Source organism: Microbacterium sp. LWO12-1.2 (assembly GCF_040675875.1).
Taxonomy (GTDB): Bacteria; Actinomycetota; Actinomycetes; order Actinomycetales; family Microbacteriaceae; genus Microbacterium.
Map to the genome: position 1 here is coordinate 3517832 of NZ_JBEGII010000001.1, position 20532 is coordinate 3538363.

At 66.7% G+C, this 20532-nt stretch carries 19 protein-coding genes; 7 read left to right on the plus strand and 12 right to left on the minus strand.

Annotation, left to right across the window (positions count from 1 at the left end):
* Nucleotides 1-47 precede the first annotated feature (47 nt).
* Nucleotides 48-1181: a tartrate dehydrogenase gene (locus tag MRBLWO12_RS16840; protein ID WP_363557539.1), complete on the plus strand. Its 1134-nt coding sequence runs from the start codon at nt 48-50 to the stop codon at nt 1179-1181.
* Here MRBLWO12_RS16840 and MRBLWO12_RS16845 read toward each other — a convergent pair.
* From MRBLWO12_RS16845 to purL, 4 genes are read right to left on the minus strand one after another with little or no spacing between them, the layout of a single operon-like run.
* Nucleotides 1144-1581 (minus strand): VOC family protein, encoded by a 438-nt coding sequence (locus MRBLWO12_RS16845; protein ID WP_363557541.1) that lies wholly within the window; start codon nt 1579-1581, stop codon nt 1144-1146. The two genes, MRBLWO12_RS16840 and MRBLWO12_RS16845, sit on opposite strands and share 38 nt — an antisense overlap.
* A 37-nt stretch (nt 1582-1618) precedes the next feature.
* Nucleotides 1619-1969, minus strand: a complete 351-nt coding sequence (locus MRBLWO12_RS16850; RefSeq protein ID WP_363557543.1) for a TraR/DksA family transcriptional regulator — start codon at nt 1967-1969, stop codon at nt 1619-1621.
* A gap of 28 nt (nt 1970-1997) precedes the next feature.
* Complete coding sequence (locus MRBLWO12_RS16855) at nt 1998-2153, minus strand: hypothetical protein (protein ID WP_363557545.1); 156 nt, start codon at nt 2151-2153, stop codon at nt 1998-2000.
* Entirely contained in the window at nt 2150-4480 is a 2331-nt protein-coding gene (purL, locus tag MRBLWO12_RS16860; RefSeq protein WP_363557547.1) for a phosphoribosylformylglycinamidine synthase subunit PurL, read from the minus strand. Before purL ends, MRBLWO12_RS16855 begins: the two co-directional genes overlap by 4 nt.
* Nucleotides 4481-4654: 174 nt before the next feature.
* Between purL and MRBLWO12_RS16865 the strand changes: the two genes are divergently transcribed.
* Nucleotides 4655-5731, plus strand: a complete 1077-nt coding sequence (locus MRBLWO12_RS16865) for a hypothetical protein (RefSeq protein ID WP_363557549.1) — start codon at nt 4655-4657, stop codon at nt 5729-5731.
* A gap of 85 nt (nt 5732-5816) precedes the next feature.
* Here MRBLWO12_RS16865 and MRBLWO12_RS16870 read toward each other — a convergent pair whose 3' ends face one another.
* A complete protein-coding gene (locus MRBLWO12_RS16870; RefSeq protein WP_363557551.1) occupies nt 5817-6797 on the minus strand; it encodes a helix-turn-helix transcriptional regulator in 981 nt (326 codons plus the stop codon).
* 120 nt (nt 6798-6917) lie between these two features.
* Here MRBLWO12_RS16870 and MRBLWO12_RS16875 point away from each other — a divergent pair, with 120 nt between their 5' ends.
* Nucleotides 6918-7376 carry a VOC family protein gene (locus MRBLWO12_RS16875; RefSeq protein ID WP_363557553.1) on the plus strand — a complete coding sequence of 153 codons (459 nt, stop codon included), beginning with the start codon at nt 6918-6920 and terminating at the stop codon, nt 7374-7376.
* Nucleotides 7377-7632: 256 nt separating this feature from the next.
* Here the strand turns inward: MRBLWO12_RS16875 and MRBLWO12_RS16880 are convergent, their stop codons facing one another.
* Nucleotides 7633-8508 (minus strand): serine/threonine-protein kinase, encoded by an 876-nt coding sequence (locus MRBLWO12_RS16880; RefSeq protein ID WP_363557555.1) that lies wholly within the window; start codon nt 8506-8508, stop codon nt 7633-7635.
* A gap of 312 nt (nt 8509-8820) precedes the next feature.
* Between MRBLWO12_RS16880 and MRBLWO12_RS16885 the strand changes: the two genes are divergently transcribed.
* Nucleotides 8821-9999 (plus strand): MalY/PatB family protein, encoded by a 1179-nt coding sequence (locus tag MRBLWO12_RS16885; protein ID WP_363557557.1) that lies wholly within the window; start codon nt 8821-8823, stop codon nt 9997-9999.
* 114 nt (nt 10000-10113) lie between these two features.
* Here the strand turns inward: MRBLWO12_RS16885 and MRBLWO12_RS16890 are convergent, their stop codons facing one another.
* Together MRBLWO12_RS16890 and MRBLWO12_RS16895 are read right to left on the minus strand one after the other, a co-directional pair.
* Nucleotides 10114-12471: a M1 family metallopeptidase gene (locus MRBLWO12_RS16890; RefSeq protein WP_363557559.1), complete on the minus strand. Its 2358-nt coding sequence runs from the start codon at nt 12469-12471 to the stop codon at nt 10114-10116.
* Between the two features lie 352 nt (nt 12472-12823).
* Nucleotides 12824-13165: a hypothetical protein gene (locus MRBLWO12_RS16895; RefSeq protein ID WP_363557561.1), complete on the minus strand. Its 342-nt coding sequence runs from the start codon at nt 13163-13165 to the stop codon at nt 12824-12826.
* 185 nt (nt 13166-13350) lie between these two features.
* On the opposite strand from MRBLWO12_RS16895, the gene MRBLWO12_RS16900 reads away from it, so the two are divergent.
* A complete protein-coding gene (locus tag MRBLWO12_RS16900) occupies nt 13351-13680 on the plus strand; it encodes a hypothetical protein (RefSeq protein WP_363557563.1) in 330 nt (109 codons plus the stop codon).
* A gap of 69 nt (nt 13681-13749) precedes the next feature.
* On the opposite strand, the gene MRBLWO12_RS16905 is transcribed toward MRBLWO12_RS16900, so the two are convergent.
* Nucleotides 13750-14751 carry an SDR family NAD(P)-dependent oxidoreductase gene (locus MRBLWO12_RS16905; RefSeq protein ID WP_363557565.1) on the minus strand — a complete coding sequence of 334 codons (1002 nt, stop codon included), beginning with the start codon at nt 14749-14751 and terminating at the stop codon, nt 13750-13752.
* Between the two features lie 195 nt (nt 14752-14946).
* The gene (locus MRBLWO12_RS16910) at nt 14947-16164 is read right to left on the minus strand and encodes a type II toxin-antitoxin system death-on-curing family toxin (RefSeq protein WP_363557567.1); all 1218 of its coding nucleotides are present in this window, start codon (nt 16162-16164) and stop codon (nt 14947-14949) included.
* Nucleotides 16165-16324: 160 nt separating this feature from the next.
* On the opposite strand from MRBLWO12_RS16910, the gene MRBLWO12_RS16915 reads away from it, so the two are divergent.
* On the plus strand, nt 16325-16894 hold the full coding sequence (locus MRBLWO12_RS16915) for a TetR/AcrR family transcriptional regulator (RefSeq protein ID WP_363557569.1): 570 nt from the start codon (nt 16325-16327) through the stop codon (nt 16892-16894).
* Between the two features lie 42 nt (nt 16895-16936).
* On the plus strand, nt 16937-17764 hold the full coding sequence (locus MRBLWO12_RS16920) for a hypothetical protein (RefSeq protein WP_363557571.1): 828 nt from the start codon (nt 16937-16939) through the stop codon (nt 17762-17764).
* Nucleotides 17765-17814: 50 nt separating this feature from the next.
* Here the strand turns inward: MRBLWO12_RS16920 and MRBLWO12_RS16925 are convergent, their stop codons facing one another.
* Nucleotides 17815-19878 (minus strand): DUF262 domain-containing protein, encoded by a 2064-nt coding sequence (locus MRBLWO12_RS16925; protein WP_363557573.1) that lies wholly within the window; start codon nt 19876-19878, stop codon nt 17815-17817.
* A gap of 104 nt (nt 19879-19982) precedes the next feature.
* Nucleotides 19983-20477, minus strand: a complete 495-nt coding sequence (locus tag MRBLWO12_RS16930; RefSeq protein WP_363557575.1) for a DUF4188 domain-containing protein — start codon at nt 20475-20477, stop codon at nt 19983-19985.
* Nucleotides 20478-20532: the final 55 nt, after the last annotated feature.

The window sequence follows — 20532 nt, forward strand, 5'->3', positions numbered from 1 at the left end:
CATCGCGACCGGCGTGAGCGGGAATCTGCCACCGGAAGGACCCACACATGACGACCATCCACCGCATCGCCGTGATCGCCGGAGACGGCATCGGCACCGAGGTGATGCCCGAGGGGCTGCGCGTGCTGCGGGCCGCGGCCGCCCGCTTCGACATCACGCTCGAATTCGAGGAGTTCGACTTCGCGAGCGCGGCCTACTGGCAGCAGCACGGGCAGATGCTGCCGGATGACTGGTTCGAGACCCTGCGCGGGTTCGATGCGATCTTCTTCGGCGCCGTCGGCTGGCCGGATGTCGTCCCTGACCATGTGAGCCTGTGGGGGAGCCTGATCCAGTTCCGCCGGGCGTTCGACCAGTACGTGAACCTGCGGCCGGTGCGACTCATGCCCGGTGTGGTCTCCCCGCTGGCGGGTCGTGAGCCTGGCGACATCGACTTCTACGTCGTGCGTGAGAACACCGAGGGCGAGTACTCGTCGATCGGCGGGCGCATGTTCGAGGGCACCGACAGGGAGTTCGTGCTGCAGGAGACCGTGATGACCCGCACCGGTGTGGACCGCGTACTGCGCTACGCGTACGACCTGGCGCAGAAGCGCGAGGCGAAGCACCTGACCTCGGCGACCAAGAGCAACGGCATCTCGATCTCGATGCCCTACTGGGACGAGCGCGTGGCCGCGGTCGGCGCGGACTACCCCGACGTGCGGCAGGACCAGTTCCACATCGACATCCTCACCGCGAACTTCGTGCTGCATCCGGACTGGTTCGACGTCGTGGTGGCGAGCAACCTGTTCGGTGACATCCTGTCGGACCTCGGCCCCGCCTGCACCGGCACGATCGGCATCGCCCCGAGCGCGAACATCAACCCCGAGGGTGTCTTCCCCAGCCTGTTCGAGCCCGTGCACGGCTCGGCCCCCGACATCGCGGGCAAGGGCATCGCGAATCCGATCGGCCAGATCTGGTGCGGCGCCATGATGCTCGAGCACCTCGGATACCCGGATGCCGGCGCCGCCGTGCTCTCCGCGATCGAAGAGGTGCTCGCCCGCGGGGCCGACGCCGCCCCCTTCACCCCCGACCTCGGCGGTACGGCCACCACGGTCGAGCTCGGCGCGGCGATCGCGGAGGTGGTCGCCGGGGGTGAGGAGCCGCCGCTCAGCCCGTGGTCAGGTCCTGCGCGAGCATCACGATGATGCCGCTGGGGCCGCGCAGATACGTGAGCTTGTACACGTCCTGGTAGTTCGCGACGTCGCGGAGCGGGTGGCATCCGTGTCTCGCGGCGATCGCCAGGGACTCGTCGATGTCATCCACCGAGAAGGCGACGCGGTGCATCCCGATCTCGTTCGGCAGCGTCGGCTCGGTCTCGATCGCGTCCGGGTGGATGTACTCGAACAGCTCTATCTGGCCGTGCCCGTCCGGCGTCTGCAACACCGCGATCCTGGCGTGATTGCCGTCGAGTCCGACCGCGGTCGAAGCCCACTCCCCGCTGACTTCGTCGCGCCCGAGCACCGTGAGCCCGAGGTCGGTGAAGAAGGCGATGGTGGCTTCCAGGTCGCGCACGGCGATGCCGACGTTCTCGAGTCTGATGGGCATGGGACGGATGCTACTCGCGAGCACGTCCTGTGCACAGCTAGCGTCCGAGCTTCTCCGCACACGCGACGCAGTACTCCGCGAACGGGCGCACGGCCAAGCGCGCCGCCGGGATCGGCCGCCCGCAGTTCGCGCAGATGCCGTAGGTGCCGGCGTCCATCCGGGCGAGCGCGTCGTCGACCTGCTGGAGTTCGGATGCTGCGGCCTCGGCGAGCCCGGTCAGGCGCGACCACTCCGACGAGAGCGTGACGCCCTCGGGGTCGTGTTCGTCGTCGTCGTTCGAGCCCGCGCGGTCATGCGTGAGTTCGTCCAACATGGCCGAGGTGGAGTCCACGCGCGCCGCGGCCTGCGCACGGAGGTCCGTGAGGAGGGCGCGAAGGTCGGTGGTCATCCGCCCACTTTAGGCCGGCGGAAAGGTCTCAGCCGAGCAGCAGCGTGAGGACGGTCGCGCCGCCGCCACCGAGGATCAGGGCGATGATGACCGTCCAGGCGACGATGCGGATGCGGCGGTTGCGGCGCTCGCCGAGATCGCCGTAGTCCTCTTCGTTCGGGTTCTGGCGGCTGACGTCGCTCATGCGCTGACCGGCTCGGTGACGGTCGGACCGAAGTACGACGGGAGGGTGGCGGCCGAACGCTCGCGAAGTTCAGCGGCCGAGACCGTGAAGACGCCCTGCACTTCGAGCTGCGGTTCGCTGTCGGTCACGCCGATGCGCGCCACCGGGTAGCCGCGGCCTTCGCAGAGTCCGCGGAACTTCACGTCGTCCTCACGGGGAACCGTGACGATCACGCGACCGGTCGACTCGGAGAACAGAGCGGATGCCGTGTCGACCCCGTCGCGCTCGATGAGCTCGTTCAGCCACACGCGGGCGCCGACGCCGAAGCGCGTGACACCCTCGGCGAGGGCCTGGCCGAGGCCGCCCTCGGAGACGTCGTGCGCCGAGGAGATGAGCCACTCGTCGCGGGCCGCCGCGAGCAGGCCGGCGAGGCGCTTCTCTCCGGCGAGGTCGACCTTGGGGGGCAGACCGCCGAGGTGGTCGTGCACGACATCGGCCCAGGCCGAACCCGAGAGCTCGGTCGAGGTGGTGCCGAGCAGGTAGATGTTCTGACCGATGTCCTGCCACCCGGAGGGGATGCGGCGCGACACGTCATCGATGATGCCGAGCACGCCGACCAGCGGCGTCGGGTGGATCGGCACGTCGCCGGTCTGGTTGTAGAACGAGACGTTGCCGCCGGTGACCGGAGTGCCCAGTTCGTAGCATCCGTCGGCGAGGCCGTCGACCGTCTGGCCGAACTGCCACATGACCTCGGGGTTCTCGGGAGAGCCGAAGTTCAGGCAGTCCGTGATCGCCGTGGGGGTCGCTCCGGTGACGGCGACGTTGCGGTACGCCTCGGCCAGCGCGAGCTGCGCACCCGCGTACGGGTCGAGCTGGCAGTAGCGGCCGTTCGCGTCGGTCGAGATCGCGAAGCCCAGGCCGGACTCCTCGTCGACGCGGATCATGCCGGCGTCGTCGGGGAAGCTCAGGGCCGTGTTGCCGAGCACGAAGTAGTCGTACTGGTTCGTGATCCAGCTGGTGTCGGCGAGGTTCGGCGAGGCGACCAGGGCGAGGAACTGCTCGCGCAGCGTCTCGGGGTCGTTGGAGCGGGGGAGGTTCTCGGCGGCATCCGCCTGCAGCGCGTCGATCCACGTCGGGTACGCGACCGGACGGTCGTAGACCGGGCCGTCGACCGCGACGGTCGAGGGGTCGACGTCGACGATGCGCTCGCCCTGCCAGTCGATGATGAGGCGGCCGTCTCCGGTGACCTCACCGAGCACCGAGGTCTCGACGTCCCACTTCTCGACGACCGCGAGGAACGCGTCGAGCTTCTCGGGAGCGACGATCGCCATCATGCGCTCCTGCGACTCCGACATGAGGATCTCCTCTGCCGTGAGCGTGGGGTCGCGCAGCAGCACGTTGTCGAGCGAGACCTTCATGCCGCTGTTGCCGTTGGCCGCGAGCTCGCTCGTGGCGCAGGAGATGCCGGCGGCACCGAGGTCCTGGATTGCCTCGACGAGTTCGTCGCGGTAGAGCTCGAGGCAGCACTCGATGAGCACCTTCTCGGCGAAGGGGTCGCCCACCTGCACCGCGGGGCGCTTGGTGGGGCCGCCGTCGGCGAACGTGTCGGATGCCAGGATGCTGGCGCCGCCGATGCCGTCGCCACCCGTGCGGGCACCGAACAGCACGACCTTGTTGCCGACGCCGGTCGCGTTGGCGAGCTTGAGGTCTTCGTGGCGGAGCACGCCGACCGCCAGCGCGTTCACGAGCGGGTTCGCCTGGTAGACGGAGTCGAACACGGTCTCGCCGCCGATGTTCGGCAGGCCGAGGCAGTTGCCGTAGAAGCTGATGCCGCTGGTCACGCCGTGCACGACGCGGGCGGTGTCGGGGTGGTCGATCGCACCGAAGCGCAGGGCGTCCATGACCGCGACCGGGCGGGCGCCCATCGAGATGATGTCGCGGACGATGCCGCCGACGCCGGTCGCCGCACCCTGGAAGGGCTCGATGAACGAGGGGTGGTTGTGCGACTCGGCCTTGAAGGTGACGGCCCAGCCCTCGCCGACGTCGATGACGCCCGCGTTCTGGCCCATGCCCACCATGAGGCGTTCCTTCATCTCGTCGCTGACCTTCTGGCCGAAGCGACGCAGGTAGTTCTTGCTGCTCTTGTACGAGCAGTGCTCACTCCACATGACGGAGTACATCGCCAGCTCGCCCGAGGTGGGGCGGCGGCCGAGGATCTCCTTGATGCGCTCGTACTCGTCGGGCTTGAGTCCGAGGGCCGCGTACGGCTGCTCCTTCTCGGGCGTCGCGATCGCGTTCTCGACAGAGTCGGGGACGTGCTTGTGGGAAGGTGCAGGGGCGGTGGTCACGCGCACTCCAAAGGAAGGGGCCGGCGGGGCAGCTCCAGTCTACCGGCGTGGGGTCCCGGCGGATTTCAGCGTCGAGTGCGCGGACGGAAGGGCGTCCGCGCGCGCGAAAGGTCGGCACCGAATCGTTGTGTGCCGTTCGTGTCGCCTTCGGCGGGAGCCTCCTATGGTGGCGATATGCGCCTTCGTACTCTCGCCTGTCTCGGTGTCGTCACGGTCCTTCTGGTGACCGGATGCGCCCCGGAAGCGGAAGTCGCCCCGAGCCCCTCGGCCTCGGCACCCACGCCGTCGCCGAGCCCCACACCCACTGAAGAGCCGATCGTCGCCCCGACAGCCGCGTTCGACGTGACCTGCGACGACGTGAATGCAACGGTCTCCGGTCTGCTGGGCGAAGCGGTGGGCGGCGAGAAGGACACTCTGGGCCTGACATCCTCGCCGAACTGGTATCCGGGACCCGCTCAGTACATGATGCAGCGGGCGGGTGGCATCGCGTGCTCGGCAGGCGACCTGGACGCCTTCGATCCCAACTCGTACCCTGATGCCTACTGGGAGATCGCGATCGTTCCGGATGCGCAGACGATCATCGATGGTGCGCTGAAGCGGGGAGCGGGCGGCAACGCCGACATGGCGCTCAGTTGCGGTGACGGGCGCTGCATCATCAACCTCCGAGACGAAGACGTGCTGCTGACGGGATCGATGACGTCCCCCGGTCTGATGCAGGACGATCAAGATCGAGTGCGTGCCGCGTTCGAAGAACTCCTGGCATCGGCCGCCGGCACGCTCCGAGACTTCGAGTACGGTCCGAGTGGGATCGCCGCCGTGTCGTGCGAGACGCTGCTCACGGCGGAAGAAGTCGCCGCGCAGCTGGGCGCGCACGTCGAGATCGTGGACTTCTCGCGACTGGGTGGGTGGGGTATCCCTGCCGAGGTCTACTACGTGAATGATGGCGGACGGCTGTGCATGTATGCCGAGGGGCAGGACGTCTACAACGACGCCACCCTGATCTCGCTCACAACACTTCCTTCCGGCGCGTGGGCATTCGACAAGCTCGACGGGGGGAACCCGGTCTCCGTCGCTGGCGCGGATGCCGCGTTCAGCGGCGTCGACTACACCGGCCGGGCCGTGCTCGATGTACGTGTGGGCCTCGACTGGCTCCGGTTCAGCACCGCGGAGAGCGCGGTCGCTCCGTCGCTCGCGCCCGTCGCGGAGATGGCGATCGAGCATCTGACCCGAGGGCGTCCCGCTCCGCAGTGAGTGCGGGTGCTCACCCCCGAGGCGAGAGGTCGCGAACAGTCGTATTCCCGGGGCGTAGGCGACCATTCGCGCTACTCCCCTGAAGTCATGAAGAAGAGTCGGGCGAGGGCTCGGACGCGGCGGCGATTCGCTCTGCGAGTGATCTGGCAGCTTCGTGCAGCGCGGCAGGTCCCACGATCGTGAAGGCCGCGTCGAAGCGCGCGACCGTGGCGAGTACGCCGGTCCACGACCACGAGCCCACCGTGATGCGACACGAGCCGTCGTCGATCGCCTCGAGCGTGCCGTCGCCGATCCAGGGGGCGACCTCGCGGACGGGCAGCGCGATCACGAACTCGCCGGTGCACGGCCAGCGGTCCTCGGTCGTCGACCCCTTCGCCCGCGCCGCCAGGTACGTCTGCGCATCCGCCGCCGGCAGCGGTCTGGGCGTGAACGACGGGCCGGTCGGGATGCGCGGATGCACGCGGTCGAGCCGGAACGTGCGCCAGTCGTCGGCATCCAGGTCCCAGGCGAGCAGGTACCAGCGTCCCTCACGCGCGACCACGGCGTGCGGCTCGGTGCGACGGGCGGGCCGATCGTCCGACCTCGGGTCCGACACAGAGTCGTAGTCGAACCGCAGCACGAGCCGGTCGCGCACGGCGGCGCTCGCCGCCTCCAGTACGGCCGGATCGACCCTGATCGTGTTCTCGGCGCCCGTGAAGCGGATGCCGTCGACGCGGTGCCGCAGCCGCGAGGGCATCACCTGCCGCACGGTCGCGAGCGCGCGGGCTGCGGCTTCATCGATGTCGATGCCGCTCGACCGCACGCTCTGCAGGGCGACCGCGATCGCGACGGCTTGGTCGTCGTCGAACAGCAGCGGGGGCAGCTCTGATCCGGCCGCGAGACGGTACCCGCCGTCCGGTCCCTTGACCGCGCCGATGCGGTAGCCGAGCGCGCGCAGCCGATCGACGTCGCGACGCACGGTGCGCGGACTCACCTCCAGCCGCTCGGCTAGCACGGGCCCCGGCCAGTCCCGCGGCGTCTGCAGCAGTGAGAGCAGCGCCAGCATCCGTGAAGAGCTTCCGGTCATGTCATCCATTGTGCGTCGAGAAGAGGACTGAAACTGACCTCTTCTGATGTGATCGTTGGTCTCGACGGCGGCTCCGAGTCGCGGAACGCCGCAGAGAACCCACGAAGAGAAGGACAGCTCATGACCCTCACGACCACCACTCACCTGAACTTCCGCGGCGTCGCCCGGCAGGCGCTCGACTTCTACCGGTCCGTGTTCGGCGGCGAGGTCACGGCCGCGACCTACGCCGACGTCGGCATGCCCGACGGCGTGCCCGGTGCCGACAAGATCGTGTTCGGCCAGCTGCAGACCGACGACGGCATCCGTCTGATGGCCTATGACATCCCTGGGCAGGACGATGCGGATGCCGCAGCCACCGCCGGATCCACACACCGCGAGAACGGTGCCACGATCACGGATCGCACGTTCTTCCAGTCCCTGCGGGGTGATTCGCTCGCGCAGATCAGCGGGTATTGGGATGCGCTCGCCGACGGTGCCGTGATCGTTGAACCGCTCGCGGCGTCGGCCTGGTCGCCGGGCTTCGGCATGCTGACGGACCGCTTCGGGGTGACCTGGGTGCTCGACGTGCAGGCCGGCTGAGTCCGTGCGCGCGGTGCTTCCGTCGGCCGATGCTCCCGTCGGCCAGATGCATGTTTATCGGCCAATTCCGCTCAGTCTGGCCGATAAACGTGCATCTGGCCGCGCGAAGCGCACGCAGACTCCGCACCGCATGGCCGATAAACGTGCATCTGGCCGCGCGAAGCGCGCGCAGAATCCGCACCGCATGGCCGATAAACATGCATCTGGCCGCGCAATCCGCACGCAGACTCCGCACCGCGCGCGCCGGCGCCGCGGCTCACGCAGTGGCGGGGGCCGCGACGGTGGTCGCGCGCCTCACGCGCATGAGCGACTCTGCCGAGAGGGCGACCTGCGCGGCCGTCGGGCGCTCCAAGGGGTCCAGGCGCGTCATGCGTTCGAGCAGGTCGCGCCACTCGTCGTGGATGCGGTCCGGGATGACCGGAGGGTTCATGACGCGCGCGGTCGCCGCGCCACGGCCGGTTCCGTTCGCGGGATACGCCAAAGACCCGGTGAGTGCCTCGAGGGCGACCAGGCCGAGGCCGAAGACGTCGCCGGCCGTGCCGGGCTCGGCGTCGCGCAGCAGCTCCGGCGCCATATAGGCGAAGGTGCCGAGCACGATGCCGGGCGACGTCATCCGCGGGCTGCCGATCTCACAGGCGATGCCGAAGTCCGCGAGCTTCGCCGTCCACGGGCCGCCGAGCGGGTTGCGGGCGAGCATGATGTTCGACGGCTTCACGTCGCGGTGGATGATCCCCGCCGCATGCACGACGGCCAGCCCCTCGGCGAGGTCCCTGGTGAAACGGGCGACCTGGCGTGCGCGCATCGGACCGCTCGTGAGCCGACGCGCGAGAGTCGGGCCGTCGACGAACTCCATCACCAGGTAACGAGGGCGCCCGGGGATCAGCTGCGCGTCGTACAGCGTCACGAGTGACCGATGGTCGACAGCGGCCAGCAACGCCTTCTCGGTGTGGGCACGGTCGGCGGATGCCGCGGCGCGATCATCTTCGTGGATCATCTTGATCGCGACCGGGCGCTCCATGCGGGTGTCCGTCGCGCGGTAGACGGTCGACATCCCCCCGCGCCCGACGCGCTCTTCGAGCAGGTAGCGGTCGTCGAGCAGCGCGGTCGCCGGCGAGACGACGTCGAGCGTCATCGCGGGGTCCTCGCGGCGGCATTCTGGTGGGGCATATTCCGAAACTAGGTCGCATGCGCCGACGCGTCTGCTCCCTTGACTCCACTGCGCAGTCGTGAGAGGTGTTTCGGCGCAGTGCGCGACCACTCCCCCTCGCACCACCTTCACCTCACACGCGCAGGAACGTCACCTCGCGTTATCCGCCGACACGAGACGTGCGTCGTGCGAAGGGCATCCGTAGATTGGTCGAGTCCCGCTGTGAAGGAGCCGTCCCATGACCCAGATCCAGACCACGACCTGTCGGTCCTGTCCCGGCGCTGCCTGAGTCCTGCCATGGCCGAGTCCTTCCTGTCCCATCCCTTCGACGCCCGTTCGAGGGTGCAGCTCGATCGCCCGCACAGCCGCAAGTGGAGCCTGCATCCGGGCACGATCGGCGCCTGGGTCGCGGAGATGGACTTCGGGGTCGCTCCGGTGATCGCCGAGGCCCTGGGCCGCGCTGTCGCCGACGAGAACCTCGGTTACCTGTCGCCCCCGGTCGCGGCGGAGCTCAGCGAGGCGACATCCGATTGGATGCGTGACGAGTACGGGTGGGCGGTCGACCCTGAGCGTGTGCATCATGTCGCGGATGTCATGGCCGCACTGGGTGTGGCCGTGCGGGAGTACTCGCCCTCCGGATCGGCCGTGATCGTGCCCACCCCGGCCTACATGCCGTTCCTGACATATCTGCCGTCGATCGGGCATCCGGTAATCGAGGTCCCGGGCGTCGCGGTCGACGGGCGCTGGCAGCACGACCTGGAACGCATCGATGAGGCCTTCGCCGCCGGGGCGCGGACGCTCGTGCTGTGCAACCCGCACAACCCCACCGGCACGGTCGCCGGTCGGGAGGAGCTCGAGGCGATCGCCGAGATAGTGGAGCGGCACGGCGGACGGGTGTTCGCCGACGAGATCCACGCGCCGCTGCGCTTCGACCGGGCACCGTTCATCCCTTATGCCTCCATTTCGGATGCCGCGGCCGGCCACACCGTCACGGGGACCAGCGCCTCGAAGGCCTGGAACATCGCGGGGCTCAAGACCGCGCAGTTGATCACGTCGAACGATGCCGACCAGGAGCTGTATCGAGAGTTCGGCTTCGCGGTGCACCACGGTGCGTCGACGCTCGGAGTCGTGGCATCGACCGCCGCGTACCGGCACGGAAAGCCCTGGCTCGACGAGGTGATCGGGTACCTCGACGGGTCGCGCCGGCAGCTGGCGTCGCTCGTGGAGCAGCACCTGCCCGGTGCCCTGTATCGCATTCCCGAAGCGACATACATCGGCTGGATCGACGTCAGCGCACTCGGCATCGACGGGCCTCCGGCGGAGTTCTTCCGCGAGCAGGCCGACGTCGTGCTCACCGAGGGCCGGTTACTCGGCCACGGATACAAGGACTACGTGCGCATCGTGTTCGCGACTCCGCGGCCGATCCTGGAAGAGGCCTTCGTCGCCATGGGCGATGCTGTGCGAAGGCGCGGGTAGCGCTCACCTCGCGGACATGAGAGAAGCGCACGCCCGGGGGGAGGACGTGCGCTTCCTATCCCCAGATGGGGATGACGACGGATGCCGTGTTCGGGTCACGGCATCCGTCGGGCTTTACGGGGCGTCGATGCCGCGACGGCGACGCATCGCGACGAACGCGCCACCGAGCGACAGCAGCACCATGCCGATGAGGATGCCGCCGATCGGCAGGTCACCACCCGTGGAGCTGAGCTGGTCGTCTCCCGGAGCCGTGACCCCGCCCGTGCCAGGTGTGCCGCCGTCACCGGGGACAGCCGCCGCGACGACGGCCGCAGTGGCCGCGCTCGTGGCGGAGCCCGTGCGGAATCCGGTCAGTGATCCGGTCACGGTGACCGAGATGCGTGCACCGAGCGCGCTCGCGGGGATCGTGAACGTGGTGGCGGGGTCTGCGGCACGAGCCGTGCTCACGACGGGTTCGCCGTCGATCGCCCACTCGTAGCTGAGCTCCGTGCCCTCGGGCCACCCCTCGGAGCTCGCGGTCAGTGTCTGCCCGACGACGGCCTTGCCGGTGATGGTCGGAGCCGTGGTCGGCGCGAGCACCTGCATGACGTTGGCCTCGGCGACGCAGCTGTCGCACGTGCCGCCGAGGGTGGCGACGCGGGCGGTGACCGGGAACGCGCCGCCGGGGGCGTCGTCGGTCACGGTCGCGCTGAAGGTGAGCTCGGCCGTGGCTTCCGGAGCCGTGCCGACCGGAACGTTCCAGGTCAGGGTGGTGCCGTCGAGCGTTGCCCCGGTCGGGACGGCGTCGAGCGTGGCGCGGGTCAGCAGCTCGCTCAGGTCGATCGTGACGACCGACGACGCCAGTGCCACGCGGCCGGTGTTGGTGGCCGTTGCCGTGTACGTCACGGTGTCGCCGACCGCGAGCGGGTCGGCTCCGGCATCCGTCAGAGCGAGCGAGAGCTTGTCGGGCCAGGCGGGCTTGCCGGGCTCGAGGATCCAGTCGTTCCACAGGGCGGTGATGTCGCGGCCGGAGATCTCTTCGGCGAGGGCCTTGAGGTCGGCGGCGGTGCGACTCTGGCCGGCGAAGCGGGTCTGCCATTCCTTGATCAGCGTGAAGAAGGCGTCGTCACCGATGGAGATCTTCAGCGCTTCCCAGAACTGCGCGCTGCGGGTGTAGGTCTGATAGCCGTAGAGGTCTTCCGAGGCGGTCTGCGCGCCGGGAGGGGTGTTCCAGTTCGCGCTGCTCGAGGCCGTGCGGTTCCAGGAGGAGTAGTAGGTCTGCTCGGTGCTCGCGCCGCTGCCGAAGCCGGCCGCGCTGCTGTAGTGCGTCGGGCCCCAGGTGGCCATGCCTTCGCCGATCCAGATGTCGGTCCACGTGGTGGGGGCGATGTTGTCGCCGTACCACTGGTGCACGAGCTCGTGGATGAGCGTGCTGCCGTTGACCGAACTGGCGCTCGGGAAGAAGGATCGGTCCTGCGTCTCGAGTGCGTAGTTCACGCCGCTGGGCACGCTGTCGACGATCACGCCGGTGCTGTTGCCCGGGTAGGGGCCGTAGATCGACTCGAGGTTGCGGGTGATGGTCTCGAGCTGAGTGACCCGGTTGCGGATCGTGGTCTTGTTACCGTCGCTGAGGCCGGAGTCCATGAACGACCACGAGGGGATGCTGCGGCCATCCGTCAGCGTGATCGAACCCTCGATCACGTCGAAGCGGCCGATCGCGATGACCACGAGCTCGGAGGCCATCTGCTTGTCCTGACGCCACACCCAGGTCGTGCGGTCACCGGAGACGGTCTTCGACTGCAGCTCGCCGTTGCTGGCGACGGCCGCGTCACCGGTGACCTCGGAAGCGTTCGCGAGCACTGAGGGCGCGTCGACCGAGATCGTGTAGGTCGCCTTGTCGCCCGGGGTGTTGTTGTGCGGGAAGCCGGCCATCATGCCGATCGGCTGTCCGAGCAGGATCGCTCCGTCGTTCGTGCCGTTCCAGCCCTCGTAGCTGCCGTCGGTGTCGACGTGGCGCACGGGGGTTCCGCTGTACGTGACCGCCACCGTGAACTCGCCCTCGACCGCGGTGGCCGGGGTGACGATGAGCTTGTACTTCACCGCATCCGCATCGATGTCGCGCTCCCACGTGGCGGGGGTGCCGTTGACGGTGACCGCCGAGATGGTCATGCCCTCGAAGTCGAGCGAGAAGCTGCGCAGCGGCTCGAGTGCCCGTGCGGTCATGGTGGTGGTGGCCGTCGTGATGTCGCCGGTGATGAGGCCGTCGGCGACGCCGGTCGGGCTCCAGGCGAGAGAAACGTCGTAGTTCAGGGCGTCGTAGCCGCCGTTGCCGACGTTCGGGAACATTGCGTCGCCGGAGGTGCGGGGGCCATCGATCGGGCCGTCGGCTGCGGCGGCGGGGACGGAGGTGACGAGCAGGGAACCGGCGAGCAGCGCGGTGACCGGGAGGGTCGCGAGCATTCGCCGACGGGCGGGGGAGGTCAGTCGGAGCATGGGTGCTTTCGGGTTGGCATGGCGAGGGCGACCGATCACGTCGTCGTGGTGCGGGGTGGGCTTGTGGCCCTGAGGGATACGTATGAAACGTATGGAACGTATGTTTCGGCAATATATCGTGTCGCTCACGGTTGGGTTGCGGCGAGACTTTCTGTCCGCGGACCGGGGGAATTGTTCGACTCTGTCCAGCTAAGGTCGCGCTGCGCCATGGTTCGAGGCCCCGAGCCGGACTTGGCCGCGAGGAGTCACGACACGCCGCGTCGAGGCGTGTGGGGTCGGCGCGTCTTGACCCCTCACGCGCAGGCCGGGGGGTGTGCGACGGCCGAGGGATGGGGGAGTTCTGGGGGTGAGGCTATCGCCCGGTGGTACCGGTCTCGTTCTGATGGGTGCCGTCGGCCGGATAGCGCCCTGACAGATCCATGAGGACTTGCCGCCAGTAAGGTTCGCCGCGGAATGCGGGTTCGTCACGGCGGACAGCGGCAGATGCGAGCACGCTCGTGGTGGCGCAGACGATTCCGAAGATGGGTCCCGCCCAGTCGGCGGTCGGGCCCAGCGCGATGGCTCCGATGAAGGCTGCCGCGACGACGAGAAGAGGGGCGAGGGTCAGTATCCAGCGATGCGGCCCGGTGGCTCGCGCTCCGAACATCAGACCCGCGCTCACAGCGAGGAGCACTGCGACGGTGTTGATCAGCATGCATCCTCTTCTTGTTGACGCGGAAAGGAAGTGATCGACGTCTTCCGAGTAACTAAAGCACGCGGACGAGGGCACAGTCCTGGGGGATCTGCGCGGATCCTGGCGTGCGCGTTCGTGGACGCCGTCGTTCAGATCATGCGGCCACGCACCTATCCCGCCCCGCGCCTGAGCGCTACTGTGCAGGGATGGATGCGACTCAGGATGCTGCGCAGGAGCGCGCCGAGGATGCTCGATTCGACGCTGTCGTCGAGGAGGCGGAGCTGCGCGAGCGACAGCGGATGCTCGCCCGGAGGTTCTCGTGGGGTATCGCGTGGGTCGTGCCGCTTGTCGCGCTGATCGTCGGCATCTGGCTCACGAGCGCCGGGACGATCGAACAGCTCAACGACCTGGGCGATGACACATTCGAGGCCACGTATCTCGTGGTCTGGCCCGCGGGGCTCGTACTTCTCGGCGTCGGGGTGCTCGGCGTGGTCGCGGCGGCCATCGCCACAGCAGTGCTCACGACCGACCGCTGAGCATCCGTCTTTAGACGCGAAACGCCCCCGCCGTTCGGGTCGGCGGGGGCGTTGACTTTGCGGGGTGATCTACTGCACCGACCATCCGCCGTCGGAGGCGAGGATGGCGCCGTTGATGTTCACTGCATCGTCCGACAGCAGGAACGTGATCGACGCGGCGAGGTGCTCCGCGGTCGCGACGGTCGGGATCGCCTGCTGGAACGGAGCCAGTCGGCCCGAGCCGTACTCAGACATGTTCGGGGGCATCGGGATGCCGGTGGCCACGCCGCCGGGGGCGACGGAGTTCACGCGGATGCCCTTCGGCCCATACATGAACGCCGCGGACTTCGTGACGCCGATGATGCCGTGCTTGCTGGCGGTGTAGGCGTTGCCCGAGGAGTTGCCGCGCAGGCCCGCTTCGCTCGAGACGTTAAGGATCGAGCCGCGGCCGGCTGCCTCCATGATCGGAAGCACGGCGCGCATGAGCTTGAACGGGGCGGTGAGGTTGATCGCGATGACGCGGTCCCAGACGGCATCCGTCGTCTCGCCTGCGGGGGAGAAGTCGTCGTTGATGCCGGCGACGTTGGCGAGGCCGTCGATGCGGTCGCCGGCGGCGGCGAGCACGGCGTCGATCGCGTCCTGCTGGGTGAGGTCGCCGGGGACCGTGACGATGTCGGCATCCGGCAGCTCCGCCTTGAGGGCGTCGAGCTTCTCGGCGGCGATGTCGCTGGCGATCACGCGTCCGCCTTCGCGGGCGATGCGGGATGCCGTGGCCTTGCCGATGCCGGATGCCGCCCCCGTGACGATGACGGTCTTGCCGGAGAAGCGTCCGGCGGTGGGCTTCTCGGTCCAGCCGGAGGTCTCGTCATCCGCGGGGATCTCGCCGCCGTTGGCTGCGCGCACGAGGTCGTCGACGATGGACTGCGGCATCGCGCCCTGGCTCATCGCGACGAGCTGCTGCAGCGGGAGGCCCAGCACCGGGGTGAGCAGTTCGGGGTCGGCGCCCGTCTTCTCGAAGAGGCTGCGGATGAGCGGACCGCCCGTGGGGTCGTTCAGCCAGTCGCCGATGGTGGAGTGAGCGGTGAGGGCCATTTGTTCTCCTTGTTCGAGTTTCGCAACGGTGCGTCTACTTATGTTTCAGTGTACGCCTGAGTACGCTCGGAGGGTGCCTCGTCCTCGCAGTGAAAAAGCGCGCCAGTCCGTTCTGGACGCGATGCGCGCTGCCCTGTCGGCCGGTGGCTACGAGGCCGTGACGATCGAGGGACTCGCGGAAGCTGTGGCCTTGTTTCACAGCCTTGCTAGACGCTGAAGGGTCTTCCGATAGATGGCGATGAAATCGTCCACAGGGCGATCATCGGTGCCGTAGAACGCGGCGGAGTCGACACCGTACTCGTCGGAAAGATGGAGCTCGCGGCGCATGTCCTTTATTCGACCCCGCGAAACCTGTCTCCCGTCGCCGCCGTATGGCAGCCAGGCGCGCCGCCGCTCGACTTTTGTACGCTTCCCGATCAAGCGTGGAACATCGATCTCAACGGTCCGATCGACGATTGCTCGGCCCCCTCGATTGCTCGATATTGAGACGGTGCAGCCGAGTGCATGGAGTCGGCGCCGCAACGTGGCGAAGGTGATGACGCGTTCGCCACTCTCGGTCCGTCTGGAGTTCTGGGAAATCCATTGGGACATGAGTAGGACTTCCACGTCATGACGATCTGCGTCGAACCGTTCGGCGCCAAGGCGATGAGATGCAACGCGAAGGATCCATTTGAAGACATCCTCCTGGGAGGACACCAAAGACATCCCGTTCTCGTCCAGCGAGACAAGCATGGAGACGAGGGCGGTTCGCTTGTTGCCGTTGTGGAAGGGATGGTTATGCACGAGAGAGTGGGTGATTGCTGCGCACGCCATCTCGACTGTGGGGTATTTTCTCTCGCCGAAGACAGCCGTATGCGGGCGTGTCGCTGCGCTCTCAAGAAGGTCATGGCTTCGGACGCCTGCGGGCGCTATGGGATCGCTGCTTCCAGCGAAATCCGCAGCGATTTGGAAGTGAATCGCTTCCACTTCGTCCGATGAGAGATGCCGAATGGTGTCCCGCGCGAGTCCAACGGGGCGCCACTCGAACGGTTGTAGCTCCACGCGAGGAGGATCCGCTTTTACCTTCCTCTCGTCGCGTGCTGTGCGTGAGCGTTCGCTACGCTCGATCTTTCTCAACGCACCCTTGGGGAGTTTTCGCGCGCCGTCGGGGATCGCAACTCCGACCTGCGCCGCCCAGGCCCGAAACTCCGTCGGCGTCAAGCCGAGTAAGTCGATCCAGTAGGAGATCAACAATCGGCGTCTTACGGGCGTGATACCGACCGCGTCACGTGCCCGATCATGGTCTCCTGGTCGTATCAACGAAGTAGGAGTCGTCGGGTACTCGATTCCGACTTCCCAGATCAACAACAGGACGTCGTCAACTTCAAGCTCGGCCTCTCTGGCGAGCGAAGCTGCTGTCATCTCCCTAGCCACTTTTGGCTCCTCTCTGAGCCCTAACCGCGGTCTGTGCGGTGAACTGGAGTTAGCTAACCACGAGCAGATAGCACGGGGTGGACTCTGTGGCGATCCGAAGGGGGGCTCTTCGACGGGTGGGTGGCCGGCGGGCCCTGTTGAACGTGAGTACGCTCGGAAGGTGCCTCGTCCTCGCAGCGAAAGAGCGCGCCAGTCCGTTCTGGAGGCGATGCGCGCCGCCCTGACCGCCGGAGGCTACGAGGCCGTGACGATCGAGGGGCTCGCGGAGTCCGCCGGGGTGTCGAAGCAGACGATCTACCGGTGGTGGGGGTCGAAGGCGGCGATCCTGGGGGAGGCGCTCGTCGAGGGTTCGGTGCCGGGGGCGGATGTCGCCGTGCCGATGACTTCGGATCTAGCGGCTGACCTGCGGGCGTGGTTCTCTGTGATGTCTGCGGGACTGGCGCGGCCCGAGGGTGTGGCGCTGGCGCGGGCGCTCATCGAGGTGACCGCCGCCGATCCCGCGTTGGGGCTCGTGCTGAACGAGCGGCTGGCCGCGCCGATTCGCGAGTGGGTGACGGAGCGGGTCGTGCGCGGACGTGTGGCCGGTGACGTGCGGGCGGACGTGGATGCTGCCGCGATCGCGGATCAATTCATCGCGATGGCGAGCTATGCCGCGCTGATCGGGCAGCCGTTGAGTGCCGAGCGGGTCGAGGAGACGGTGGTGCGGTTGTTGCGGGGGATTGGGGCGTAGTCGATCGCGAAGGTTCGGCCCGACCTCTGGGAGCATGGCTCCATGAGCGACAGCGAATGGCTAGCGAAGCGCGGGATTATGATGACCGACGAACGGATCAGTGCCTACGGTGGATTCTCCGTCCCGGTTGAGTTCTTGGAGGATGCGGCCGCGCGAATCAATCGACAGGGCCTGCCGATGCACTTGGCGCACGATCTCGCGAGGCCTCTCCGCGTGCGCAACGTGAGAGCTTATGTCCACGCTGAAGAAGGTGCGAATCAACTTTGGTGCGACCTAGAAGTTCATCGGGACGATGTTCGTTGGTTCGAAACGCTTCCCGGCATGTCCGTCACGATGACGTTCCCGATCGAGCGTGATGTCAGGTTGCGACGTGCTGCCCGGGGCGGTGTGACTATCAGCGCCGACCACGCCTGGTTTGATGATGACTCTCTTGTCGCAGCTGAATCTGCTTTGACCGTGGATGAGCGATGCGATGAGACGATTTCGATCAAGCGCGCCTACCAGTTTGGACTCGTCCCGGACCCGCAGATCTATGTCGACGTGGCCTATGCGGTTCTCCTATCTATCGGGGCGAATGTTGTCTGGGACGGCGTGAAAGTGCTTTGGCGCCGCCGCCGGACACCCGAAGGGTCGTCAGCTGAGGTGCCCACGACGGTGAACTGGACGATCTCTACGCGTGAGCACTCCGTGACCGCGGTCATCAAGACCAGCGACGAGGCGACTGCTTCGAAGGCGATCGAATCCCTTGAACACGCAACTGCAGCTATTTTCGGTGCTGACGAAAAACAGGCAGAAGGCGTGTACGAGGGGAGCTCGAAGACAGTGATCGCGTGGGACGCTGATAGTTCTACCTGGACGCCACCACGCTGAGCGCGGGAGAGTCAGAGCGCTATGAGCGGGCTAGAGTCCAGGCCGCTATGTCAGGAGTCACCCTCCCCGACTAGCTCCAAGAGATCGTCGGTCGTCAGCTGCTGCTCGGCGTCTGCGTGTCCATGGGAGAGCTGCACACCTTCGGAGTCGAGCAGGGCAGCCGGGTCACGGTGGTCATCACCGTCATTCCACCTGAAGTCGTTCGCGACTCTCCCGTCCCAAGTGAGCACGCGGTATGGGTTCTCACAGTCTCGACAGGTCATGAGATGACGAGCCAGTGCTTGCGCTCCCGTGCCGACTGCTTCGGCAAGCGTGTTGTAACTCGTCCATCGCCCCGCGGGGAATGCGGCGAGGATCGAATGGGTCATTGACCAGTCGAACCGGCGCGAGTCATCGAACTTTCGTCGATACTCATCGATCTCGGACTCCGAGAGTGACGGACGCGCCCAAATCCCGACGGCTTGTTGGGCCAAGCGCTCCGCGCGCCGCTCAATCCCTGTGGCGTCCCAAGTGTCCAATTGTCCGAGACCGTGGTTCAGACGAAGGGGACTCTCGCGGAAACCACCTTCCATGTCTCGCTTCTCGCCGAAGGGCCGATCGGAGTACTCCGGGTTGTAACCAGTGAGGGTCAGGTTGCCCAACGTGTGAAGGTACCGGTCGTGGATGGTCTCCCAATCTGTACCCAGGGCTTCCTGCCATGCATGGTTGGCGTTCTGCGGCATGATGTGTTCGATCGTGTACTCGGCCGTCGATACCTCTTCCTTCCGCCCATGGTTCTCCATGGTGCGGAAGAAGTAGCCGCGCCGCTTCAGGTGATACATGTCCGTCGACTTGAGAGCCTCCTTGAACTCCTCATCGCTGGGGAATCGGCGGTAGTCCGGAAGCGTGAGCAGGCGTCCGCGCACGCTTCCGACGTAGTCCTGCTGGTCGATTGCTGCGGCCAAGGTCGCGAAAGTCTTGTTGAGGCTGTTGGTCGGAATCCGGCACACAGCTCGGCGGAACAGATAGGCGATGATCGTGTCCAGGAGCTCCGCGAACTCAGCACTCGACAGGTGGCCGTCCGCGTAGTCGGCATAGAGTCGCAGTTGGAACGGGTACGTGACCGTTGCCAGTTGGTCGAGCTCGCGGAAGCGCTTGGCCAGCAACGGGTCGAGCTCGTTATCGAGCGCCATGGCAGCGAACCAGCTTGCGTTGCGGCTCAGCTCCACGACTAGTTCGTCGCGGGTCATCCCGTGCTCTGCCTGTCCGGCAGCGTAGTCCTTGAAGGCGTCATAGATCTCGTCGAGCCGAGGGATGCTCAGCGTCTTCACCGTCAGGAAGTGGCGAACGAACTCGTCGAATCGGGGCTCGTTCGTTCCCTGGAACTCCTTCTCCATCGGGAACCAGTAGTCCTCATACAGACGTTCCTGCCGGGCTGGCGGAAGGTCCATGAGTACGAAGTTTCGGATCAAGTCAGCCTCGGAGAGTCGTTTGCCGGTCGCGTTCATCGACTCGAAGACGAGCTGCGGGTCGTCAGTGCCGCGGGTGAGTTTCACATCCACGACGACGAGCTTCGAGAGCCCGCGGCAGACATCGATGACCGTCTCCGCGTCTGCGCGGCTTAGCTGGTCGATGAAGAACGCGTGGTTCTCGATGATCCTCGAGTCCGACGCCGGCAGCGGTGCATTACTGACGACAGCCTTCAGTGCTTCCTTGTCTCGCTTCGAGAGCATCAGCTTGAAGAAGTCATCGCCCGACTCATAAGGGTTCGTCAGATACAGGCCACGGATCTTCTGTGGAGCGAAACCGGCGACAGGCTCGCGCTCGTCGTCAGGTAGTTCGTCGAGGTGTGCCGCGAGAGCAGCGAGAAGCAGCGTCACCGTCGTCACGCGCTGCTGGCCGTCGATGATCAGGTCAGGTTCCCGAGAAGTCGTAGTCCCCTGATCTTTCTCGATGTAGACGATCGAGCCCGTGAAATGGTTGCTCAGCCCATTGCGCGCTCCTGCGCGAACGATGTCAGTCCACAATTGCGCGCATTCCGCGATGCCCCATGAGTAGACACGCTGATAGATCGGTACGACGAACCGCTCACTCTTCTTCAGCAGCTCCAACAGATTGGCATCAACAGCCTTCAAAGCGTCCTCCGGTTGCGTGTCTAGCGACGCCTCGATGCGGCGAAGTGCAGTTCATCCCGAGAGTATCGCCGCGTTGCCTTTTCCATCGGCTAACGCTCCACCAGTTACCCGTTCTTGGCAACCGTCCGCCCATCCGCAAACCGCGCCTGCGCCCGATCCTGACGCCGTGGGACCTCGACGAGCTCCGTCGCCTTCGCCAAACCCATCGGCTTCGTCGATGCGTACACGCTCTCGGCGGTGTCGATGAGGAAGGTCTCGTGCCAGATGCCGACTGCTCCCGGAGCCTTGCGCGCCATCTTGTTGAAGCGGGTCCAGGCAGGACGGTGCTCCTGCGACGGGTTGGATGCGTAGGCGTAGAGCTTGTCGATCGATGACCAGTACTGCACCACGTAGGGTCCGCCGGCGCCGAAGAGCAGGCGGAAGCCGAGCATGCCCGAGTCTGTGTCGATGGAGAGCTCGCGCAGCATCCGCGGCATGGCGAGGAAGGGCGGCAACCAGAGGTCGGGGCGCCACCAGCGGTTGATCTGCATCCCGATGTGGAACACGACGAGTTCGCCTTCGTGGCGGTGGGTCATGCGGCCCGGGATGATCTTCGACATGATGACTCCTCTTGATTGGATAGCGTCACTATCCATAATGGATAGCGCTACTATC